Source organism: Bifidobacterium reuteri DSM 23975 (assembly GCF_000741695.1).
GTDB classification, from domain to species: Bacteria; Actinomycetota; Actinomycetes; order Actinomycetales; family Bifidobacteriaceae; genus Bifidobacterium; species Bifidobacterium reuteri.
Window position 1 is genome coordinate 167,224 of record NZ_JGZK01000005.1, and the last position, 21,499, is coordinate 188,722.

The 21,499-nt window shown below is 61.2% G+C and carries 14 protein-coding genes; 11 read left to right on the top strand and 3 right to left on the bottom strand.

The genetic code is table 11. From position 1 onward, the window contains the following. Positions 1 to 70 precede the first annotated feature (70 nt). Positions 71 to 2,989, bottom strand: coding sequence for an ABC transporter permease (locus BREU_RS06020; protein ID WP_044088834.1), 2,919 nt, complete (start codon positions 2,987 to 2,989; stop codon positions 71 to 73). Further along, the gene (locus BREU_RS06025; protein ID WP_044095874.1) at positions 2,986 to 3,744 is read right to left on the bottom strand and encodes an ABC transporter ATP-binding protein; all 759 of its coding nucleotides are present in this window, start codon (positions 3,742 to 3,744) and stop codon (positions 2,986 to 2,988) included. Before BREU_RS06025 ends, BREU_RS06020 begins: the two co-directional genes overlap by 4 nt. Positions 3,745 to 3,889: 145 nt before the next feature. Between BREU_RS06025 and BREU_RS06030 the strand changes: the two genes are divergently transcribed. The 5 genes from BREU_RS06030 (at position 3,890) to BREU_RS06050 (ending at position 11,173) form a co-directional block, all read left to right on the top strand. Next, complete coding sequence (locus BREU_RS06030) at positions 3,890 to 4,867, top strand: tyrosine recombinase XerC (protein ID WP_044088836.1); 978 nt, start codon at positions 3,890 to 3,892, stop codon at positions 4,865 to 4,867. Positions 4,868 to 5,202: 335 nt separating this feature from the next. Continuing rightward, positions 5,203 to 6,849: a peptide ABC transporter substrate-binding protein gene (locus BREU_RS06035; RefSeq protein WP_044088837.1), complete on the top strand. Its 1,647-nt coding sequence runs from the start codon at positions 5,203 to 5,205 to the stop codon at positions 6,847 to 6,849. 323 nt (positions 6,850 to 7,172) lie between these two features. Continuing rightward, entirely contained in the window at positions 7,173 to 8,099 is a 927-nt protein-coding gene (locus tag BREU_RS06040) for an ABC transporter permease (RefSeq protein WP_044088838.1), read from the top strand. 19 nt (positions 8,100 to 8,118) lie between these two features. After that, the gene (locus BREU_RS06045) at positions 8,119 to 9,123 is read left to right on the top strand and encodes an ABC transporter permease (protein ID WP_081886576.1); all 1,005 of its coding nucleotides are present in this window, start codon (positions 8,119 to 8,121) and stop codon (positions 9,121 to 9,123) included. Positions 9,124 to 9,145: 22 nt separating this feature from the next. Continuing rightward, positions 9,146 to 11,173: a dipeptide ABC transporter ATP-binding protein gene (locus tag BREU_RS06050; RefSeq protein WP_044088839.1), complete on the top strand. Its 2,028-nt coding sequence runs from the start codon at positions 9,146 to 9,148 to the stop codon at positions 11,171 to 11,173. A gap of 80 nt (positions 11,174 to 11,253) precedes the next feature. On the opposite strand, the gene BREU_RS06055 is transcribed toward BREU_RS06050, so the two are convergent. Further along, complete coding sequence (locus BREU_RS06055) at positions 11,254 to 12,114, bottom strand: exodeoxyribonuclease III (RefSeq protein WP_044088840.1); 861 nt, start codon at positions 12,112 to 12,114, stop codon at positions 11,254 to 11,256. Positions 12,115 to 12,243: 129 nt separating this feature from the next. Between BREU_RS06055 and BREU_RS06060 the strand changes: the two genes are divergently transcribed. From BREU_RS06060 to acnA, 6 genes are all read left to right on the top strand, one after another. Continuing rightward, positions 12,244 to 13,098, top strand: a complete 855-nt coding sequence (locus BREU_RS06060) for a DUF3710 domain-containing protein (RefSeq protein ID WP_044088841.1) — start codon at positions 12,244 to 12,246, stop codon at positions 13,096 to 13,098. Positions 13,099 to 13,230: 132 nt separating this feature from the next. Further along, a complete protein-coding gene (locus BREU_RS06065) occupies positions 13,231 to 13,938 on the top strand; it encodes a DUF3159 domain-containing protein (RefSeq protein WP_044088842.1) in 708 nt (235 codons plus the stop codon). Continuing rightward, positions 13,928 to 15,214 carry a class I SAM-dependent RNA methyltransferase gene (locus tag BREU_RS06070; protein WP_044088843.1) on the top strand — a complete coding sequence of 429 codons (1,287 nt, stop codon included), beginning with the start codon at positions 13,928 to 13,930 and terminating at the stop codon, positions 15,212 to 15,214. Before BREU_RS06065 ends, BREU_RS06070 begins: the two co-directional genes overlap by 11 nt. Before the next feature lie 46 nt (positions 15,215 to 15,260). Beyond that, positions 15,261 to 15,908 carry a hypothetical protein gene (locus BREU_RS06075; protein ID WP_044088844.1) on the top strand — a complete coding sequence of 216 codons (648 nt, stop codon included), beginning with the start codon at positions 15,261 to 15,263 and terminating at the stop codon, positions 15,906 to 15,908. A 64-nt stretch (positions 15,909 to 15,972) separates the two neighbouring features. Then, positions 15,973 to 18,543, top strand: a complete 2,571-nt coding sequence (locus tag BREU_RS06080; RefSeq protein WP_238567016.1) for an HAD-IC family P-type ATPase — start codon at positions 15,973 to 15,975, stop codon at positions 18,541 to 18,543. Between the two features lie 222 nt (positions 18,544 to 18,765). Continuing rightward, positions 18,766 to 21,480, top strand: a complete 2,715-nt coding sequence (gene acnA, locus BREU_RS06085) for an aconitate hydratase AcnA (protein WP_044088846.1) — start codon at positions 18,766 to 18,768, stop codon at positions 21,478 to 21,480. The last annotated feature ends 19 nt before the right edge of the window (positions 21,481 to 21,499 follow it).

Here is a 21,499-nt window from a genome sequence, read left to right on the forward strand (position 1 = left end):
ACGCTGAAGCCTTCGGCTTCCAGAATACTCCGCCATTGATGACGACTCATGCATCATCGCCATTCGGCGGTTATTCGGAGGCGACTGCGTCAAGTACAGGTTGCTTCAGCGCGCGTGACGCGGGGGAGACGGACGCTATCAGTCCCACCAGAATCGAGAGCGCGAGGAACACCGCCAGCTGATTCCAGGGAATGCTCAGTGTGGACAATCCGTTTGCCTCGTACACCGCACGAATCACCACGCCGGCGGCAACGCCTACCACCATGCCCAGCACCGTGCCGAACACGGCGATGATCGCCGCCTCGATGCCCAGCATGCCGCGTATCTGTGCGCGCGAGGTTCCTATGGCGCGCAGCAGGCCGATTTCCTTGGTGCGTTCGGAGACTGATAATGCCAGCGTATTGACAATACCGAAGATCGCGATCACGATTGACAGTGCCAGCAGGGCGTAGAGCACCAGGAGGATCTGATCGACCATCGAACTCATCGTGGATTTGAATTCGTCGCGATTCTGCACGTTCACCACGTAATACGGTTTCACGGCATCGATGAGCCTCGTCTTCAGGCCATCGAGATCGATTCCTGACTTCCCGTTGATGAACAGCATGATGGTGAACATCGTGTATTTGTTGGCGATCTTGTTTGCCGCATCATCGTTCATCAGCACCATGGAACGGTAGATGGAGTTCTCGATGATGGCGCCCACCTTCATCGTGACGTGCGTCGTCTCGTTCTTGGTCTTCACCATGGTCGCCGGATCGACGTTCTTCGCATCATCGCTGACCTTCTCTATCTCCTTGGTTTTCGCCTGTGCCCCGGCCATATCGCCGGCGGCCATCAGCTGCTGCGCCTGAGCGGTCAGGTTGTCGATGGTTCCCTTGACCTGAGCCTGATAATCGGCCTGGGCCTTGGCTGTCGCAGCCTCGTCGACCACGACCTGCCGACCATTGACCCTGACTTCATCGCCGACTTTCCAACCATTGTCCTTGGCCACTTCGAGACCGACCACCAGCTCGCCGTCGCGCAACGCCTTGTCTGCATCGCCAGCATTGGTCACCGGGGCGAACACCTTGGTGAAGAGCGAAGGCTGCTCGGCGAACGTCATCGCAGAGGCCTCGTCGTCGCCGGAGCCATATGTCACGCCCATCAGCATGCGGCTTTGTGATACCGTGTCGATGCCTTCGGTGTTCTTTATGGCCTCAATCGCGTCATCGGGGATCTGTCCGTTGGACACCGACATGGCGGAGAAATCCGATTTGAGTCCGGAATCCACAATGCCGGCCACGGAGGCCTTGGCCGAGGAGGCGATCACGCCAAGGCAGCTGACGATTGCGACACCCACGAACAACGCCGCCGCGGTGTTCGCTGTGCGTCGCTTGCTTCGCGACAGGTTGCGAGTAGCCAGTCTGCCCGTCACCGTGAACACATGCGACGGAATCCAACCGAGAACGGCACTGGTTGGCGTCACCAGTGCGGGGGCCAGCACAATGACGCCGATTACGATCAGGCCGGCGCCGATGCCCAGCGGCCAGCCGGTGCCCAGCGTCGTGGCCAGATCGTTGAACCGGCTCCAGGGGGATACCTCGCCTCCGTTGGTGTTGACCCATGCGATGCGCCAGCATACCGCCCATGCACAGACGCCCAACACCATCATGATCGCGCCGATGATGCCACGTGGCCATACCGGTTTCTCCGGGTTCACCGTTTCGTTCATGGCTTGGATGGGAGGGGCCATGGCAGCACGGCGAGCCGGAAGAGATGCCCCGATAAGCGTGACGAGGACGCCCACGATCAAGCCGACCAGCATGTCGGAGACGCTCGGATTCACGGCGCCGGTCATCGGCGTGCCCATCCGGGCCATCAGCGCCACGATGCCCTTGACCATGCCCCAGCCAAGGCCGATGCCGATTCCGGACCCCACCAAGCCGAGAAGAACGGCCTGTACAGCCACTGTGACGAAAACCTGGACGGGGGAGGCTCCGATTGAGCGCAGCAATGCATAGCCGCGCATCGATTCGCGCACGATCATAGAGAACGTGTTCGTGATAATGAACGAGCCGACGAACAGGGCGATGATCGCGAATATGAGGATCAGCGGCTGGATGAAGCCCAAAGCCTTCTTGGTGCTTGCGGCGTTGTCGTCGCGCACGCTCTGCCCGGTCACGGCGACGGCGTTCGCATCGGCAGGCAGCGCCTTGTTGATTCGGTCGGCGAGCGTTTGCTGCTGTTCCACGCTGAGAGGCTGTCCCTGGGCTGCCGACCCGTAGACGGTCAGATAGCGGGCGGTGCCGATCTGCCCGGATTGCTGCTGGAAGTACTCTTTGGCGGTGGCCGGGTCGAGGCCGATGATGATTGCGCCGGCCTGGGAGGAGGCGGTGGAGAATATGCCTACCACGCGTACGTCGGCAGGTCCGTCCGGATATACGAGCTTGGTGGTGTCGCCGACGTTGAGACCGGCGGTTTCGGCCGCGAACGTGTGCAGGGTGATCTCATCCTTGGCCTTCGCCCATCGGCCTTGGGTCAGTGTGGCCGAACGCCATGTTCCTTGCGACAGTCCCATGCCGGAGGTCATGCCTCCCATGGTGGATACGGCGTTGCCGTCCTTGCCCACCAGCACCAGACCGTTGACCTCGTACACCGCTTCAGCGGTGTCCACGCCCTGAACGCTGCCGATGGTGTCCACCAGGGAGACATCGATGCGGTTGTAGTTCTTCGATTCCGTGGAGGTCTGGGTGGAATCCGAGCCTGACTCGGAGCCTGAGGATGAGGCCGCGAATGATGCCGACGTGTCATCCTTCTGTTCCGTGTCGCCCCGCACATACACGTCGGCATCGGAATTCGAGGCCAGCATCTGATCGACCTGATTGTTCATCATTTCGCGGAAGCAGAACGATCCCACCACGAAGCTCACGCCGAGCGCGATGGCGATGATGGACATGACGAATCGCCCGAAATGCGCGCGGGCGTCACGCAGACCGATCCTGATCATGCGTTCGGCTCCGCGTCGCCGTCCTCGTTGCCTTCGTCGGCGAAGACCTCGAGAATACGGTCATAGGAGGGATGCCTCAGGTCCTGCGTGATGTTGCCGTCGGCCAACACGAGCACACGATCGGCATAGGAGGCTGCACGGGGATCGTGCGTCACCATGACAATAGACTGCCCATACTGTTGCACGGATTGTTTCAGGAATCCCAGAACCTCACGGCTGGAATGGGAATCGAGGTTGCCGGTGGGTTCGTCGGCGAAGATCACGGATGGGCGGGCCATCATCGCGCGTGCGCAGGCCACGCGCTGCTGCTGTCCGCCGGACAGTTGGCTGGGGCGATGCTTGAGCCGATGCTCCAAGCCCACCACGCTGACCACCTGCTTGAACCAGGCCCGGTCGATGGGTTTTTTCGCTATCTGCAACGGCAGCAGGATGTTCTCTTCGGCGGAAAGGGTGGGCACCAGATTGAACGACTGGAAAATGAAGCCGATCTGCTCGCGCCTCAGCTTGGTCAGTTGTCTCTGGTTCATCGCGGAGACCTCGAGCCCTTCCACTATTACCTTGCCGCTGGTCGGTTGGTCAAGACCGGCCATGCAATGCATGAGTGTGGATTTGCCGGAGCCGGAGGGGCCCATGATCGCGGTCATCTGGCCGCGCTCGAATTCCACGTTGACATGGTCCAGAGCCAGTACGCGATTGTCTGCGTCGCCGTACACTTTGGTCAGGTCGATGGCTTGCGCCACCACATGGTCATCCATCCCATTGCGCTGTTCCGAATCGCGTGCGGTGCCTTGCCTGCTGTGACGAGCATGGTGAATCATTCGTCCTTAAGTCTGTGCCCGTGAACTTATGCCTATAGTGTATCGAAATGGGTGATTGGGCTGTGTGGGAGGCATGAAGGGTATGAGGTTTGAGGAATGCGTCGATGCGTTCATCCGTTATCTCCAAGCCAATCGTGGCCTTTCCGAGAATACGCTCAAGGCGTATCGTGGCGATGTCGAAGCATGCCTTGCCCTGTTCGTGCGCCGCGGCGTCACCGATCTCAACGAGATCACATTGGATGATCTGCGCAGTTGGATGGCTGCCGAATCGCGCCATCACGCGCGCAGCAGCATGGCTCGCAAAACTGTCGCCGTCCGCGGGTTTTTCGCATGGTGCTATGGGCATGGTTTGGTGCGTACGAATCAGGCCGCGACTCTGATGACTCCATCGATTCCAGACACCTTGCCGGCGGTGCTCACCGAGGTGCAGGCCAGACAGCTGATGGATAAGGCCGATAGCGAGGCCGTCAATCATGGCGACGGCGTCGGCGACAACGACGGCGACAACGCCGGCGATATGGATGACGGCGGCGATGGCGGTCTTCGCGGAACGCACGCCGAACACCTGCGCAATGCTGCGATCCTTGAACTGTTGTATGCCACCGGCATTCGTGTGGCGGAGCTGGTGTCGCTCGACATGAACGATGTGGACTTCACCAACCGTACTGTCAGAGTGACGGGAAAAGGCAATAAACAACGGGTTGTGCCTTTCGGCGTACCGGCCATGCGCGCGCTGCGGGCATGGGTTGATGATGGGCGCCCCGATATTGCCGCCGATGATTCCGCGGATGCGCTGTTTCTGGGGGCACGAGGGCGCAGAGTCAACCAACGTGTGGCGAGGGAGGTGGTGCACCGCATGGCCAGAGACGCCGGAGTGCCGGATATCAGCCCTCATGCATTGAGACATTCTGCGGCCACGCACATGCTCGATGGGGGCGCCGATCTGCGCGAGGTGCAGGAACTGCTTGGCCATGCGTCGCTGAAAACCACGCAACGGTACACGCATGTCTCCATCGAACAGCTGAAAAGCAGGTATGCACAGGCGTTTCCGCGCGCCTGATCCCATCGCGCGTCATCGCGCGTCAGGTTTGTGCGTCATATTTCGTTGTGACAGTGGTCTTTTCGAGGTCTTTTCGAGAATGACCAGAATGTGGACAATACCGTGTGAACCTGCAATATGGCTGAATATCGCCATTTAACGGACTTCGAATTTACATATACGTAACATGGAATTTGCTTCTTGTCACCAAAGCGCGAGACAATGCAAATTAATCAGCAATGGGGTTGGTTTGCCGGTATGACGCCTACGACGCGTCGCCAGCGGCCAGCCCCATTTGCGTGAAGCGGATCGTGGTCCAAAACCATGATCCTGCAGATTACGAATAGGAGATATCAATGAAGAAGAAAGCTCTTGCTTTCGCCGCCATGGCCTGCTCCATGGCCATGCTGCTGAGCGCCTGCGGCGGTTCCAGCAACAGCAACGCCGCCGGTGACACCGCTGGCGCCAACATCATCTACGCCTACAACTCCGAGCCGCAGAACCCGCTCATCCCGTCCAACACCAACGAGACCGGTGGCGGCAAGCCGGGCGATCTGCTCTTCTCCCGTCTGGTCTCCTTCGACAAGGACGGCAAGGCTTCCAACGAAGTGGCCGAGTCCATCACCCCGAACGATGACGCCACCCAGTACACCATCAAGCTGAAGTCCGGTTGGAAGTTCACCGACGGCACCGATGTCACCGCCGAGTCCTTCACCAAGGCTTGGTCCTACGCCGCCAACGCCAAGAACGCTCAGAAGGCCTCCTCCTTCTTCTCCACCATCAAGGGCTATGACGACCTGCAGGCCGACGGCCTTAAGGGTGACGAGCAGCTCTCCGGCCTCAAGGTCGTGGACGACACCACTTTCACCGTGGACCTGAACCAGTCCGATTCCGTCTTCCCTGTCAAGGTCGGCTACCTGGCCTTCGCCCCGCTGCCCGAGTCCTTCTACAAGGACCCGAAGGCCTTCGGCGAGAAGCCGGTCGGCAACGGCCCGTACAAGCTCGACCACTGGGATCACAACAAGGAGATCGCCCTAGTCAAGAACACTGACTACAAGGGCAACGAGGACGTCAAGAACGACGGCGTGACCTTCAAGGTCTACACCGACGACCAGGCCGCCTACCGCGACATCCAGTCCAACAACGGCGCCCTCGACGTGATGGAGTCCGTGCCGGCCGCCTTCACCAAGACCTTCAAGTCCGACAAGAAGATCCAGCCGTACTCCGAGGCTGGTTCCGTCATCCAGACCTTCACCATCCCGTCCACCCTTGACCACTTCAAGAACGACGAGGAAGGCCAGCTGCGCCGCCAGGCCATTTCCATGGCCATCAACCGCGAGCAGATCATCGACAAGGTGCTCAACGGCATCGGCACGCCGGCCACCGACTTCACCTCCCCGAAGACCCCGGGTTACTCCGACTCCCTCAAGGGCTCTGAGAACCTCAAGTTCGACGCCGCCAAGGCCAAGGAACTGTGGGCCAAGGCTGACGCCATCTCCAAGTTCGACGGTCAGCTCACCTTCTCCTACAACGCCGATGGTGGTGCCAAGCCGATCTACGACGCAATCGTGAACCAGCTCAAGAACAACCTGGGCATCGACGCGGCCACCAACCCGATTCCGACCTTCCAGGAATTCCGTGACGCCATCACCAACCGCCAGATGACTGGTGCGTTCCGCACCGGCTGGCAGCCGGATTACCCGTCCGCCGAGAACTACCTGTGGCAGCTGTACTCCTCCGCCGCTGCTGACGGCAAGGGCTCCAACGATGGCGACTACAAGAACCCTGACTTCGACGCCCTGTGCCTGCAGGCCGCCGCCGCCAAGACCACTGACGAGGCCAACAAGCTGTACCAGCAGGCTCAGGAGATCCTCCTCAAGGATTTGCCGGCCATCCCGCTGTACTACTCCAACGCCTCCGGCGTGGCTTCCCTGTCCGTCAAGTCCGGCTTCGGCATGGATTGGCAGAACCTTCCGACCTACGCCGAGATGTCCAAGAAGTGAGCTGAGGCTCGTCTGACATCGAACATGTAGTTCGCTGACCTACAAGGGGCGAGGATCGTCATGGTCCTCGCCCCTTTTCGCATTTCGTCGCATGCACCATTCTTCCTCGTACGTGTCGCGGGAAATTCCTCGTGAAAAGTCATGAATCCATACCATATATCGGACAATTTCACAGGAACCGCCCGGAATGGACGCTAAGTTAACGTCAGTTTACAAACCTCCGTCAGCGCTTGCGGTAGACTGTCGGAGTATTTGACGACCGGTCGCGTGCAGCGTTTCGCCGTTGTAGTCCCCGAAACCGGTCATGAGTAAGGAGCAACCGTATGGGTAAGTATCTTCTGCGACGCATTCTGCAGATGATCCCCGTGGTTCTCGGTACGACATTCCTCGTGTATGCGCTGGTCTTCCTGCTGCCTGGCGATCCCGTCAAGGCCATGTTCGGTGACAAGCCCATCAACGAAGCCGTCGCAGCCCAGATCCGCGCGGAATACCACCTCGATCAGCCGTTCATCGTTCAGTACTTCATCTATCTGAAGAACGCGCTGACTCTTGATTTCGGCAACACCTTCGCCGGCCAGCCCGTGATCGACGAAATCACCCGCGCTTTCCCGGTCACCATCAAGCTCGGTCTGATGGCGTTCTGCTTCGAGGCCATCTTCGGTGTGATCTTCGGTATCATCTCGGGCCTTAAGAAGGGCAAGTGGTACGACACGGTCATCCTGATCGTCTCCCTGCTCCTCATCTCCGTGCCGACCTTCGTCACCGGCTTCGTGATGCAGTATCTCCTCGGCATCCAATGGTCAATCCTGCCGGTGACAGCCGGCGCGGACCCGACGTTCCTCGACCTGCTCATGCCGGCCATGGTGCTGGGCTCCGTCTCGATGGCCTACATCATCCGACTGACCCGATCGGAGATCTCCTCTAACATCGCCGAGGACTATGTGCGCACCGCACGGGCCAAGGGCATGTCCAATGGTCAGGTCATGCTCCGCCATGTGCTGCGCAACTCCCTGATTCCGGTCGTCACCTATCTCGGTCAGGACATCGGCGCCCTCATGGGTGGCGCTATGATCACCGAGCAGATTTTCAACATCCACGGCATCGGCTTCCTGACCTATCAGTCGATTCTGAAAGGCGAGGCGAACCTGGTGGTGTCCATCGTCACGCTGCTCATGCTGATCTTCGTGGTGTGCAACCTTATCGTCGACATGCTCTACGCGGCACTCGATCCGCGCATTCGTTACGCGTGATAGGGAAGGAGTGACCGACATGACTAACGAAAACCTCGACAACCAGCTCGATAATTCCGGCGAACCGACGCCTGAGTACTTCATGGAGACCCTCCCCGGACAGGATCGATATGTGGCGCCTCTCGATGAGACGCCGCTGCAGGACGTGGACTCCGTCGACGAATCCGCTCCTGCGGCGAGCATGTGGGCCGATGCCTGGCGAACCTTGCGCCGCAACCCGCTGTTCATCATCTCCGGTATCGTCATCCTCTTCATCATCATTGTGGCCATCGCGCCGGGTCTGTTCACCAAGCAGGACCCGAACTCCTGCGATCTCGCCAACTCGTTGAGCCCCGCCTCCAACGGACACCCCTTCGGCTATGACATGCAGGGCTGCGACGTATACACCCGCGTGGTGTACGGCACCCGTACCTCGCTGTCAGTAGGTGTGCTTTCCACGTTGCTCGTCGTGTTCGTCGGCACTCTTATCGGTGCCGTCGCCGGCTTCTTCGGCGGATGGGTCGATGCGGTGCTGAGCCGTATCACCGATATCTTCTTTGCCCTGCCGATGCTGCTCGGCGCCATCGTGGTGCTGCAGATGTTCAAGACCTCCAAGTCCATCTGGAAGGTCGTGCTCGTGCTCGCACTGTTCGGCTGGGTCGGCGTATGCCGCATCGCCCGAAGCGCTGTGCTCGAAGCCAAGAACCTTGAATTCAACACCGCTTCCACGGCTTTGGGCTCGACGCCCACGCGAAACCTGTTCCGTCACATCCTGCCGAACTCACTGGCCCCGATTATCGTTATCGGCACCACGTCGCTGGCGTCGTACATTGTGGCCGAGGCGACGCTGAGCTTCTTGGGTGTGGGTCTTCCCACCACCACCGTGAGCTGGGGCGGTGATATCTCCAGCGCCCAGGTCAACCTGCAGACCGATCCGCTCGTGCTGTTCTACCCGTCCGCGGCACTGGCCATCACCGTGCTTGCGTTCATCATGATGGGCGACGCCGTCAAGGACGCCCTTGATCCGAAGAGCCGTACGGCCTGAGTCAGGGAGCAGAGGAAATATTATGACTGACAATTCCACTATCGATTCCCAGGCACAGATGCTGGCCATGCAGAAGGCCCACGGCCCGCTGCTCGAAGTCAAGGATCTGGCCGTCGATTTCACCACGGACACCGGCAAGCCGGTCCATGCCGTGCGCAGCTCCTCCTTCACCGTCTATCCAGGCCAGTGGGTGGCCATCGTGGGCGAATCCGGTTCCGGCAAGTCCACCTCCGCAATGGCGGTGCTGGGTCTGCTTCCCGGCACGGGTCATGTGGTCGGCGGCTCCATCAAGCTTGACGGCCAGGAGATCGCGAATGCCAAGCAGAAGGAATTCGACAAACTCCGCGGCACCAAGATGGGCCTCGTGCCTCAGGACCCGATGAGCAACCTGAACCCGGTGTGGCGTATCGGCTCTCAGGTCAAGGAGGCTTTGAAGGCCAACAATATGGACGTCAACCACGAGAAGCGTTCCGCATTGGCCAAGGCCTTGGCCGGCGAGGACGCCGCCGTGAAGCTCAAGGGGAATGACGACGAGACCTTCCTCGGCTCCAAGGAGCTGCCCGCTCTGATGGACGAGGCCAAGAAGGCGCTGACCGCCGCCGGTGTGACAGGGGACGCCTTCGACAAGGCCGTCGCCCGCTTTGAGAGCGAATGGGTGCCTGGTTCCGAAACCCGTTGGCGTGTGGCCGACGACCTCATCAAGGCCGGTGTGAAGGATGACGATGCTTGGTATCTGGCCAAGAAATACGTCATCGGTTCGTCCATGGACGATCGTATCGCTGGCCTGCTGTCCGAAGCCGGTTTGCCGGATGCCGCCACCCGCGCCCGTCAGTTCCCGCACGAGTTCTCCGGCGGCATGCGCCAGCGTGCGTTGATCGCCATCGGTCTGGCCTGCCGTCCTGACCTGCTGATCGCCGATGAGCCGACCTCGGCACTTGACGTGACCGTGCAGAAGCGCATCCTCGACCACCTGCACTACCTGACCGATTCGCTCGGCACCGCCGTGCTGTTCATCACCCACGATCTGGGTCTGGCCGCCGAACGCGCCCAGCACATCGTCGTCATGTACAAGGGACAGGTCGTCGAATCCGGTCCGTCCCTCGAGGTGCTGCAGCACCCGCAGCACCCGTACACCAAGCGACTCGTCGCCGCAGCGCCGTCACTGGCCTCCCAGCGCATCATTTCCGCCAAGGAGCGCGGTGAAGACGCCGATGCGTTGCTCGACCACAAGATCGCCGATGAGAACGAGCTCGAGAAGAGCGAACACATCATCACTGTCGAACACCTGACCAAGGAGTTCAAGCTTCCGCGCAAGAAGGAGATGTTCAAGGCAGTCGACGACGTGTCCTTCTCCGTCAAGCGCGGCACCACTCTGGCCATTGTGGGCGAATCCGGTTCCGGCAAGTCCACCGTGGCGAACATGGTGCTCCACCTGCTCGAACCCACCTCCGGCAAGGTCTTCTATGAGGGACGTGACACATCCACGTTCAAGGCCAAGGATCTGTTGGGCTTCCGTCGTCACGTGCAGCCGGTGTTCCAGAACCCGTACGGTTCGTTGGATCCGATGTACTCGATTTTCCGCTCCATCGAGGAGCCGCTGCGCATCCACAAGATCGGCGATCAGAAGTGGCGCACCAACCGTGTCAAAGAACTGCTCGACATGGTCGAGATGCCACAGTCGGTCATGGGTCGTTATCCGAACGAGCTTTCCGGTGGCCAGCGTCAGCGTATCGCCATCGCGCGTGCCATGGCCCTTGACCCGGACGTGATCGTGTGCGACGAGGCCGTCTCCGCCCTCGATGTGCTCGTGCAGGACCAGGTGCTGCACCTGCTCAACGACCTGCAGGCTGAAAAGGGGCTGAGCTACCTGTTCATCACCCACGATCTGGCCGTGGTCCGTCAGATCGCCGACGAGGTCGTGGTGATGCAGCATGGCAAGCTCGTGGAGCACGCCACCACTGATGAGGTGTTCGACCACCCGAAGATGCAGTACACCCAAGATCTGCTCGACGCCATCCCCGGCGGCAAGCTCAAGCTCGGTCTGGACTGATAATTCATCGCGCTATGTCGGTGTTGTCCGGCAGGTGTACCGGGCAACACGACATAGCGCTTAATGGAGTGTCTGATAAATCACACGTCATAGGTGATGGTCAGGGGAGCGTGGTCGGACCAGCGCTGGTCGTAGGTGGGCGCCTTGTCAATGACGAAGCCCCGTGCGGTCTCCGCCAGTTCCGGTGTGGCGAACTGGTAGTCGATTCTCCATCCGACATTGTTGTCGAAGGCGCGTCCACGCTGGCTCCACCAGGTGTATGGCCCTTGGATGTCGCCGGATAGTGAACGCATCACATCCACGAATTCGTATTCATTGAGCCATCGGTCGACATACGCGCGCTCCTCGGGCAGGAATCCGGCGTGATGCTCGTTGGCCTTGGCGTTCTTGATGTCCAACGGCGTGTGCGCGATATTGAAATCACCGCAGAGCACAGCCTGCCTGCCACCGTGCGCAGCCTCATCGCGCAACTCGCCCAGACGCACCAGCATGGTGTCCAAGAAGCGGAATTTCTGCTCCATCTTCAACGGGTCATCGGCATTGCCGGCATGGACGTATACGCATACCACCGTGATCACGTATCCCTGCGGTGTGCGGATATCCGTTTCGATCCATCGCCCCGAATCGACATCCTCATCCAATCCCGGCAGACCGTACCGCTGCTCGATCACTGGCAGATCGGCAAGCAGCGCCACGCCGGCGCGACCCTTCACGCGGCAGATCTCGTTGGTCAGCGTGAGATCCTCAGCCGAATCGATTGCGCCCGCCTGCGCGTACTCGAAGGCGAATTTGCTGACTATCTTGTCGATGTCCGGCTGCGGCGCACGGACCTCCTGCATGCACCATATGTTTGGAGTATGGTGTCCCGCCCAAGCCACGATGCCTTTGCGGTCGGCCGCACGCAGGCCATTGACATTGGAAGTAGTGATGGTAATGGTCATGCCGCCATAGTATTAGCGTCTGTATACCAATCTCACTGCGGTCTCATCGCCTGACGTGAATGTTCAGCGTTCTTTGAGGCTGGGTGCTAGGCTTGCAAGGGTTGCAACCGTGATACGAAATGAGGAATTATGGGACTGTTCGGATTCGGAAAGAAGAAGAGCAAGAAGGAAGCCGAACCGGCCGGCTCCGTCGACGAAGACAAGGCGGCGGCTGAGGCCGCCAACACCGCGGCCAAGGCCGAAAGCGCCGAAACCGTGCTGGCTGAGCCGTCCGGCGAATACGTGGGCCGTGGCGATGAGCGTGGCCCGTGGGACGTGAACGACGAGGACGTTCCCGACTACGACGATTATCTGGATCTGGGCGCGTACTACCTGCCGTTCCTGCAGGGTATCGAATTGCGCATCAAGGCAAGCCGCGCCACCCAGCAGGTGCTGGGCTCCACCATCACCTATGGCGCTTCCAGCCTTGAGATCGAGGCGTTCGCCGCGCCCAAGACCATGGGACTGTGGGATGATGTGCGCGCCGATCTGCTGGAGGCCAATAAGAACGCATCCGAAGCCGAAGGTGTATTCGGCACCGAACTGAAGCTGCCGGTCAGCGTCAAGGGCGGCAAAACCGTCAACACCCGTATCGTCGGCGTTGACGGGCCGCGTTGGATGCTTCGCGGCATCTTCTCCGGCAAGGCTGCCGTCGATCCCGATAGCCCGGAGACCGAGGCCCTGAACAAGTTCTTCGCTGACATCGTGGTAGAGCGTGGCGAGGAACCGTTGGCTCCGCGCGATCTCATCCCGATGCATCCGCCGGTCGCCCCGGCAGAACGCCGTGCCGCCAAGGCCGCTGCCGAAGCGGAGGCGCAGGAAGGCGGCAAGGAGCACTTCAAGGACATTCCGGACAACAAGCCGAAGGGCCCGCTGAGCCAGGACCAGACCACGGAGGTCAAGACCACCCTGTCCCGTGGTCCGATGTTCTCCGAAGTGCGCTGATCTGCCGGCCTGCGTATCCGGTGCCTTCTTCTGCAGAGAAGGCACCGGATACGGTGTATCGGAGCTGCTGGTTTTCGAGGACTTTCACGGTGAATCTCTCACGGTGGGAACTCCACGGATAGAGGAAGAGACTTGACAGATAAGAAACGTACCGGCCTGTCGGCGCTGGCGGATGCCGGCAATGGCGACGAGGATTTTTCGGTCATCGAGGCGATCGGCGGTCCGCGCGGCGTCATCGAGTCGATGCTGCCCGGTGTGGTGTTCGTCGTCCTGTTCGTGGCTACAAGCAACCTGAACCTCACCATTGCGGTGTCTGCTGTGCTGGCGGTGCTGCAGGTCATTGTGCGTCTCTGCCAGCGCCAGTCGGTGATGGGCGCGGTGTCCGGGCTTGTGGCAGTGGGCATTTGCCTGATCTGGGCATGGAAAAGTCATGAGGCGCGCAACTACTATATGTTCGGCTTTCTGACCAATGCCATCTATCTGGTACTGTTGTCGGTCTCGCTGATGGTTCGTGTGCCCGGCTTGGGACTGGTTGTGGAATTCATCCGGCAGATGCCCACCGAACGGTTCAAGGCATGGTTCCAGGATTGGATGAACGATGAGGCGCTGAAACGCGCCTATACGATCATCACCGGACTATGGGTGGCGGTGTTCGCACTGCGTCTGATCGTACAGGTGCCGTTGTATGTGACCGATCATGTCGCGGCGCTTGGCGTGACCAGGCTGCTGATGGGCATTCCGTTCTGGGCGCTTGCCATCTGGGTGAGCTACCTCATCATCGCCACGCCGCTGCACCGTCATAAGACCGCGCGAAAGGATGAGAACGAGGATGCAAGCTGAAGTCCGCATCGAACGATACGCCGATCAAGGCCGTTGCGTAGCCCATATCGATGGGCGTGTGGTCTTCGTGCGTTTCGCCCTGCCCGGCGAACTCGTCCGGGTCGAGCTCGACGAGCCGCACGATCGCGACGACCGTTTCTGGACCGGCGAGGTCGTGGAGGTGATCGAAGCGTCCGAGGATCGTGTCAGTCCTGCATGGCCGCTTGCCGGACCATTGGCCATGGGCGGGGGAGTGGGCGGTGCCGATCTCGTGCATGTCTCGCTGCAAGGACAGCTGACATGGAAAGCCATCACCGTTTCGGAGCAGATGAGCCGCCTCGGCCACATCGATGTGGCTGTGCCCATCGAACGCATGCCCGGCGATGAGGAACTTGGCGGGCTGCATTGGCGTACGCGCATCGAGATGATTGCCGATGAACAGGGACGGCCGTCCATGCGTCGCCGTGGCACTCATAATCGTGTGGCCCTTGACACCATGCCGCTCGCCACTCAGGCGCTCCTGGATGTGGCCGAACGCGAGCATGTATGGGATGGCGGCTTTGCACCGGGAAGCCAGATCCGGTTGTCTGTGCCCGAACCGCGCACGAACGGCACGGAGCCCGGCGTATCCTCCAACAATCACGACAATGGCGATGATTATGCCGTACTTGTTGACGGAGAGCTGCGTGCCGGTTCGCGATTGCTGACCGAACGGGTGACCATCAACGGCCGTCCGTTCACCTATCAGGTGGATGCCAATGGATTTTGGCAGATTCATCGTCAGGCGCCGATCGCGCTCGGCACGCATGTCATCAATCTGGTGAACGGGCGGCTGCAAGGCGCTGCGGCACCGGTGATCTGGGATCTGTATTCGGGGTCGGGGCTCTTCACCCTGCCGCTGGCCACCATGACTGGCGAACGCACCCGCATGTTGAGCGTTGAAGGTGCGGCGGTCGCTGTCAAGAACGCACAGCGCAATCTCCGCGCTGCCGGACTGACCAACGTGGACGCCCGCACAGGTGACGTCTCGCATACGTTGCTTCATGTACCTGCCGATCTGGCCAAGCCGGATGTGGTGGTGCTCGACCCGCCACGCGCCGGGGCCCGGGCCAAGGTCTGCCGCCAGATCGCGGCATCCGGGGCACCCACTGTGGTGTACATCGCCTGCGATCCCACATCATTGGCCCGAGACACCGCCACGCTGATCGCGGAAGGCTATGAGCTCAGCGATATCAGGTCGTTCGACATATACCCGATGACGCACCATGTCGAGACGGTGGCCCTGTTCGTCCGCTGATGCGCATCCGGACCGTTATCGCCGGGGTGCGGCTATCATGCCCACTATGAGACGACGGATTATGGTGGTTATATCCTGCACCGCGCTGGTGTTGTCGTTGGCCGCATGCACGCCGGTCAATCGTGCGGTGGGCGATACGCAGGACAATCCTCCCGCCGTCGCCCATGATTCAATCCATACATCGGATGCGGAAGTCGGGTTCGTCGGCTCCACGGATACCGCCGCGGACAAGCTCGCCATAGATGCCATGGCCGACGACGGCATCAGTGTGTACTATGCTTCGCTGGATTCCGATGCTTCCGATGCTGCTGGTACGGCTGCCTCCGATACTGCTGCCGATGCAGGTGCTGACGGCACTGATGCTGACGGCACCGATGCCGCCGATTCGGATATCACTGCGCAGCATGCGGTCGCCGATTACGTCGCCCGTGCCGTGGACATCATCATCGTCAGCGGCATCGCCATTACCGATGCCAACCGTGATACATGGGAGCAGACACTCGGCAACGCCAGGGAGGCAGGCATCGCAGTCGCCCTGCTCAATCCTGTTGCTGTGCCCGACAATGATCTGCTTTACGCGGCCACGCTCACCATCAACGACCGTGACGCCAATGCCGAGCGCATCGGCGACGCGGTGCTGGCGGTCATTCGCGACGAGCCGCACGAGCGCTCTATCGCTGTCACCACCATGTGACATCACGCCGAATCATCCCCGAGCCTGAACGCATTGCGCCATACGGCACGGTAGGCTGGATGGCATGAGTGCAACAGCAGCCGCGGCAATGCCCGAAATCGACGAGACCGGCCTGAACGCCGAGGAAGTGGCCAAGCGCATCGAAGCCGGGCAGACGAACGCGATGAAGGACTCCACGTCACGTTCGGTGAAGGACATCGTGCGCGCCAACGTGTTCACACTGTTCAACGGCATCATCTTCGCCGCCATGGTACTGGTGCTGATCACCGGATCATGGAAGGACGCGGTGTTCGGCTTCGTCATCATCATCAACACCGGCATCGGGATCGTGACCGAGCTCAAGGCGAAGCGCACGCTGGACAGGCTTTCCATTCTGGTCGCGTCCGATGTGCTTGTACGCCGTGGTGGCAATGATGTCGCGGTATCCCATAGCGATATCGTCATGGATGATCTGCTGTGGATTCGATCTGGTGAACAGGTGCCTGCCGACGGACGAATCATCCATACTTGGGGTCTGGAACTGGACGAATCCATGCTGACCGGTGAATCGCGGACCGTCCGGCACAAGGTGGGGGAGCAGATCTGCTCCGGTGCCACCGCGGTCTCCGGCATGGCGCTGGTCAGGGTGAGCGCCGTGGGAGCGCACTCCTATGCGGCAACGCTCACCGCGCAGGCGAAGGTCTACAAGAAGACCGTATCCGATCTCAACAAAGGCATCAATACGATTCTGAAATTCATGACCTTCCTGGTGGTGCCGCTGTGCGTGCTGCTCATCTGGTCGCAGATCCGCACGGTCGGAGGCTGGAACCATGCGTTCACGACCGGTGAATGGCGTGGGGCCGTGGTGTCGGCGGTGGCGGGCGTGGTGGGCATGATCCCCGAAGGCCTCGTGCTGTTGACTTCGCTGAATTTCGCGGTGGCCGCGATGCGACTCGCCCGGCACAACACGCTGGTGCAGGAACTGGAATCCGTGGAGACGCTCGCCCGCGTCGATGCGTTGAACCTTGACAAGACCGGCACCATCACCGATGGCGGCATCGCCTTCGACCGGCTCATCATGCTGGAGGATGCGGCCGATGTCGGCGGACATGGCGTCGCGGCCGAGCGGACCGTCGCACAGGCGCTGTACGACTGCTGCAATGAGGAGCAGCCCAACGGCACTGGGCAAGCGGTGCTTGCTGGCCTGACGGCGCAGGGGTTCGTCGCAGGAACGGTTCGTGCGCGTATTCCGTTCTCCTCGGCCCGCAAGTGGAGCTCAGTGGTGGACGAGAGGGGCGAACGGTGGTTCATGGGCGCTCCGGAAGTCATATTGGCTGCATTGCAGGGCGACAACGCCGACATACTGCGGCAGGTCAACGAATATGCCGATGACGGCGATCGGGTGCTGTTGCTCGCCCGTTCTGCGGACTGCAATTCTGAAGGAAGCCTGCGTCATGGTTCAGCGGGACACGATGCAATGGGCGACAATCCAATGGGGGAGACCGCTGGCGCCGTCAGCGCCGATACTCCACGACTTGACCCGCAGGCGCAACCCGTCGCGCTGGTGCTGTGCTCCGAACGGATTCGCGACGATGCCGAGCGGACGCTGGCATGGTTCCGTGAGCAAGGCGTGCGATGCCGCGTGATCTCCGGCGACAATCCGGTGACGGTTGGTGCATCGCACGCCGGGTCGGACTCACCGGCGACCGTGAGCCGGTGGCCTTGGACGCGCGTGAATTGCCTGACGACATCCATGAGCTCGCCCGGGTGCTGGAGCATGTCGACGTGCTCGGGCGCGTGCTGCCCGATCAGAAAGGCCATTGTACAGGCGCTGCACACGCAGCATCATGTGGTGGCGATGACCGGCGACGGCGTCAACGATGCCTTGGCCTTGAAAGAGGCCGATCTCGGCATCGCCATGGGCAACGCGGCGCCCGCCACCAAGGCCGTGGCGCAAGTGGTGTTGGTGGATTCCAGATTCTCCCATCTGCCCGACGTCGTGGCGCGTGGACGTCAGGTCATGGCCAACATGGAACGGGTCGCCAGCCTGTTCCTCGTCAAAACCGTGTATTCGGCGCTGATTTCGCTCGGTGTGGTACTGACGCAAATCCCATACCCGTACTTGCCCCGCCACATCACCTACATCGGTGCGCTCACCATCGGCATGCCGGCGTTCATCCTGGCGCTCGCGCCGAACACGCGACGCTACGTCCCAGGATTCCTGAAGCGTGTAGTCAAGTTCGCGCTCCCGGGCGGCGTGGCCACGGCGCTTTCCGTGCTGTTGGCCGCCTGGTTCCTGCCTGGCGTCATGGGCTGGAACATCACAGGCAACGATGGTGATCTCTCCTCTTTGCGCGCCACCAGCGCCATCATCCTGTTCCTGATGGGCGTGTTCGTGCTCGCACGTGTCGCGAGTCCGCTCAACAGTTGGCGCGGTGGGCTGGTGGCGTTCTTCGCCGCCGCTGGCGTCATCGGCACGTTCATCCCGTTCGTTGCGCGGTTCTTCGCGCTCATCCTGCCCACCGGCGCCACGCTGACCGCCACGCTCATCGCCCTCGCCGGCGCAGCCGTGATCTTCGTGCTGTGCCTATGGCTGGTGCCGAAGGCCGGCAGCATTCTGGCCCGGTTCCTACGCCGAAGCGGAATCAATATCTAGTGTGCCGTATATCGCCGGCTCCCCTCTCTGAGGGGAGCTGTCAGCGTAGCTGACTGAGGGGAGTTGGGCTCCTTCGCCAGCCCCTCCCCGAAGTCAGCTGAAAGAAAGTCGCTGCATTGTCTCACGTTTCAATCCGACACGCCAGAGGCAAAGTAACGTACCCGTACCATAACAAGCGGATAATCTACGGCAACAAGAGCCGATTCATGATTCGGAGGAAGCATGTCCTTACGTGACGCCCAACTGGCCACCTTGCACGCGGCCGGCAAGGACTTCGATTACTACAACATCGCCAATCTCGATGGCATCGACCACTTGCCGTACTCGCTGAAGGTGCTGGTCGAGAACCTCGTGCGCAACATCGACGGCGCCAACATCACCGACGAGCACGTCAAGGCCCTGCTCGATTGGGACCCCGACGCACAGCCCAGCCACGAGATCCAGTTCACCCCGAGCCGCGTGGTCATGCAGGACTTCACCGGCGTGCCGTGCATCGTGGACCTTGCCACCATGCGCGACGCGGTCAAGGACCTCGGCGGCGACCCGGAGGTCATCAACCCCCAGGTCCAGTCGGACATGGTCATCGACCACTCCGTGCAGATCGACAAGTACGGCATCGCCGACGCGGTCGAGCAGAACATGGACATCGAATACCAGCGCAACGGCGAACGCTACCAGTTCCTGCGCTGGGGGCAGCAGGCGTTCCGCAACTTCCGTGTCGTGCCGCCGGGAACCGGCATCATCCACCAGGTCAACATCGAATACCTGGCCAAGGTCATCATGACCAAGAGCGCCGAGGCATCCGGTCTGAACGATGGCCGCGATCTCGCCTACCTCGACTCCTGCGTCGGCACCGACTCGCACACCACCACCGAAAACGGCCTCGGCGTGCTCGGCTGGGGCGTGGGCGGCATCGAGGCCGAGGCCGCCATGCTCGGCCAGCCCATCTCCATGCTCGTGCCGCGCGTCGTGGGCTTCAAGCTCACCGGCTCCATCCCCGAGGGCGTCACCGCCACCGATGTGGTGCTGACCATCACCGACATGCTGCGCAAGCACGGCGTGGTTGGCAAGTTCGTGGAGTTCTACGGCGAGGGCATCGCTTCCGTGCCGCTGGCGAACCGCGCCACCATCGGCAACATGAGCCCGGAGTTCGGCTCCACCTGTGGCATCTTCCCGATTGACGACGTCACGCTCGACTACCTGCGCCTGACCGGCCGCTCGGACGAGCAGGTCGCGCTCGTCGAGGCGTACGCCAAGGCCAACAAGCTGTGGGGCGACGCCAACGATCCGGACTACGTCGAACCGAAGTACTCCGAATACATGGAGCTGGACCTCGGCACCGTGGTGCCGTCCATCGCCGGCCCGAAGCGTCCGCAGGACCGCATCACGCTCGCCACGGCCAAGTCCACGTTCGAGGACACGCTGCCCGCGTACGAGACCGAGAAGACCGCCCACGAGCCGATCGCCGTCTCCACCGACTTCCGCGGCGATTTCGACATCACCAACGGCGACGTGGCCATCGCCTCGATCACCTCCTGCACCAACACTTCCAACCCGTCCGTCATGGTGGCCGCCGGCCTGATTGCCCGCAACGCGCACGCGCTGGGACTCAAGCCCAAGCCGTGGGTCAAGACCTCGCTCGCCCCCGGCTCCCAGGTGGTGGCCGACTACCTCAAGGCCGCCGGACTGCAGGACGACCTCGACGCGCTCGGCTACGAGCTCGTCGGTTTCGGCTGCGCCACCTGCATCGGCAACTCCGGCCCGCTGCTGCCAGAGATCTCCGAGGCCATCAACGCCAACGACCTGACCGTCACCGCAGTGCTCTCGGGCAACCGCAACTTTGAGGGACGCATCAGCCCGGACGTCAAGATGAACTACCTCGCATCGCCGCCGCTCGTGATCGCCTACGCGCTCGCCGGCACGATGGACTTCGACTTCGAGACCCAGCCGCTCGGCGTTGACAAGAACGGCAATGACATCTATCTCAAGGACATCTGGCCTACCAACGAAGAGGTGGCCGCCGTGGTGAACGGCACGGTCAGCCGCGAGATGTTCCTCAAGGACTACGCCTCCGTGTTCGACGGTGACCGCCGCTGGAAGGGCCTCGACGTGCCCGAAGGCGAGCTGTTCCAATGGGACCCGAAGTCCACCTATGTACGCAAGCAGACGTTCTTCGATGGCATGAAGGCCGTGCCGGACCCGGTTGAGGACATCCACGGTGCCCGCGTGCTCGCACTGCTCGGCGACTCCGTGACCACCGACCACATCTCCCCGGCCGGTGCGTTCAAGGCGTCCAGCCCTGCCGGCAAGTATCTCACCGACCGCGGCGTGGCCCCGAAGAACTTCAACTCCTACGGTTCCCGCCGAGGCAATCACGAGGTGATGGTGCGCGGCACGTTCGGCAACATCCGACTGCGCAACCAGTTGCTCGCCTCTGTGGGCGAGGAGGTCACACCGGGCGGTTTCACCTACGACTTCACGACCGGCAAGCCGTCCACGATCTTCGATGCATCGCTGAACTACAAGGCAGCGGGCACGCCGCTTGTGGTGCTGGCCGGCAAGGAATACGGCACCGGCTCCTCGCGCGACTGGGCCGCCAAGGGCACGCTGATGCTCGGCGTCAAAGCCGTGATCACCGAGAGCTTCGAACGCATTCACCGCTCCAACCTCATCGGCATGGGCGTCCTGCCCCTGCAGTTCCCTGAAGGCGAATCCTACAAGTCGCTGGGTCTTGATGGCACCGAGACCTACGACATCGATGGGGTGGATAAGCTCAACTCCGGCACGACGCCGAAGACCGTGCATGTCACTGCCACGCGTACGGATGGCTCCACGACCGAATTCGACGCGGTCGTGCGCATTGACACCCCCGGCGAGGCTGATTACTACCGTAACGGCGGTATCCTCCAGTACGTGCTTCGCAACCTCATGAAGTAATGCAACAGGACGGTCGGGG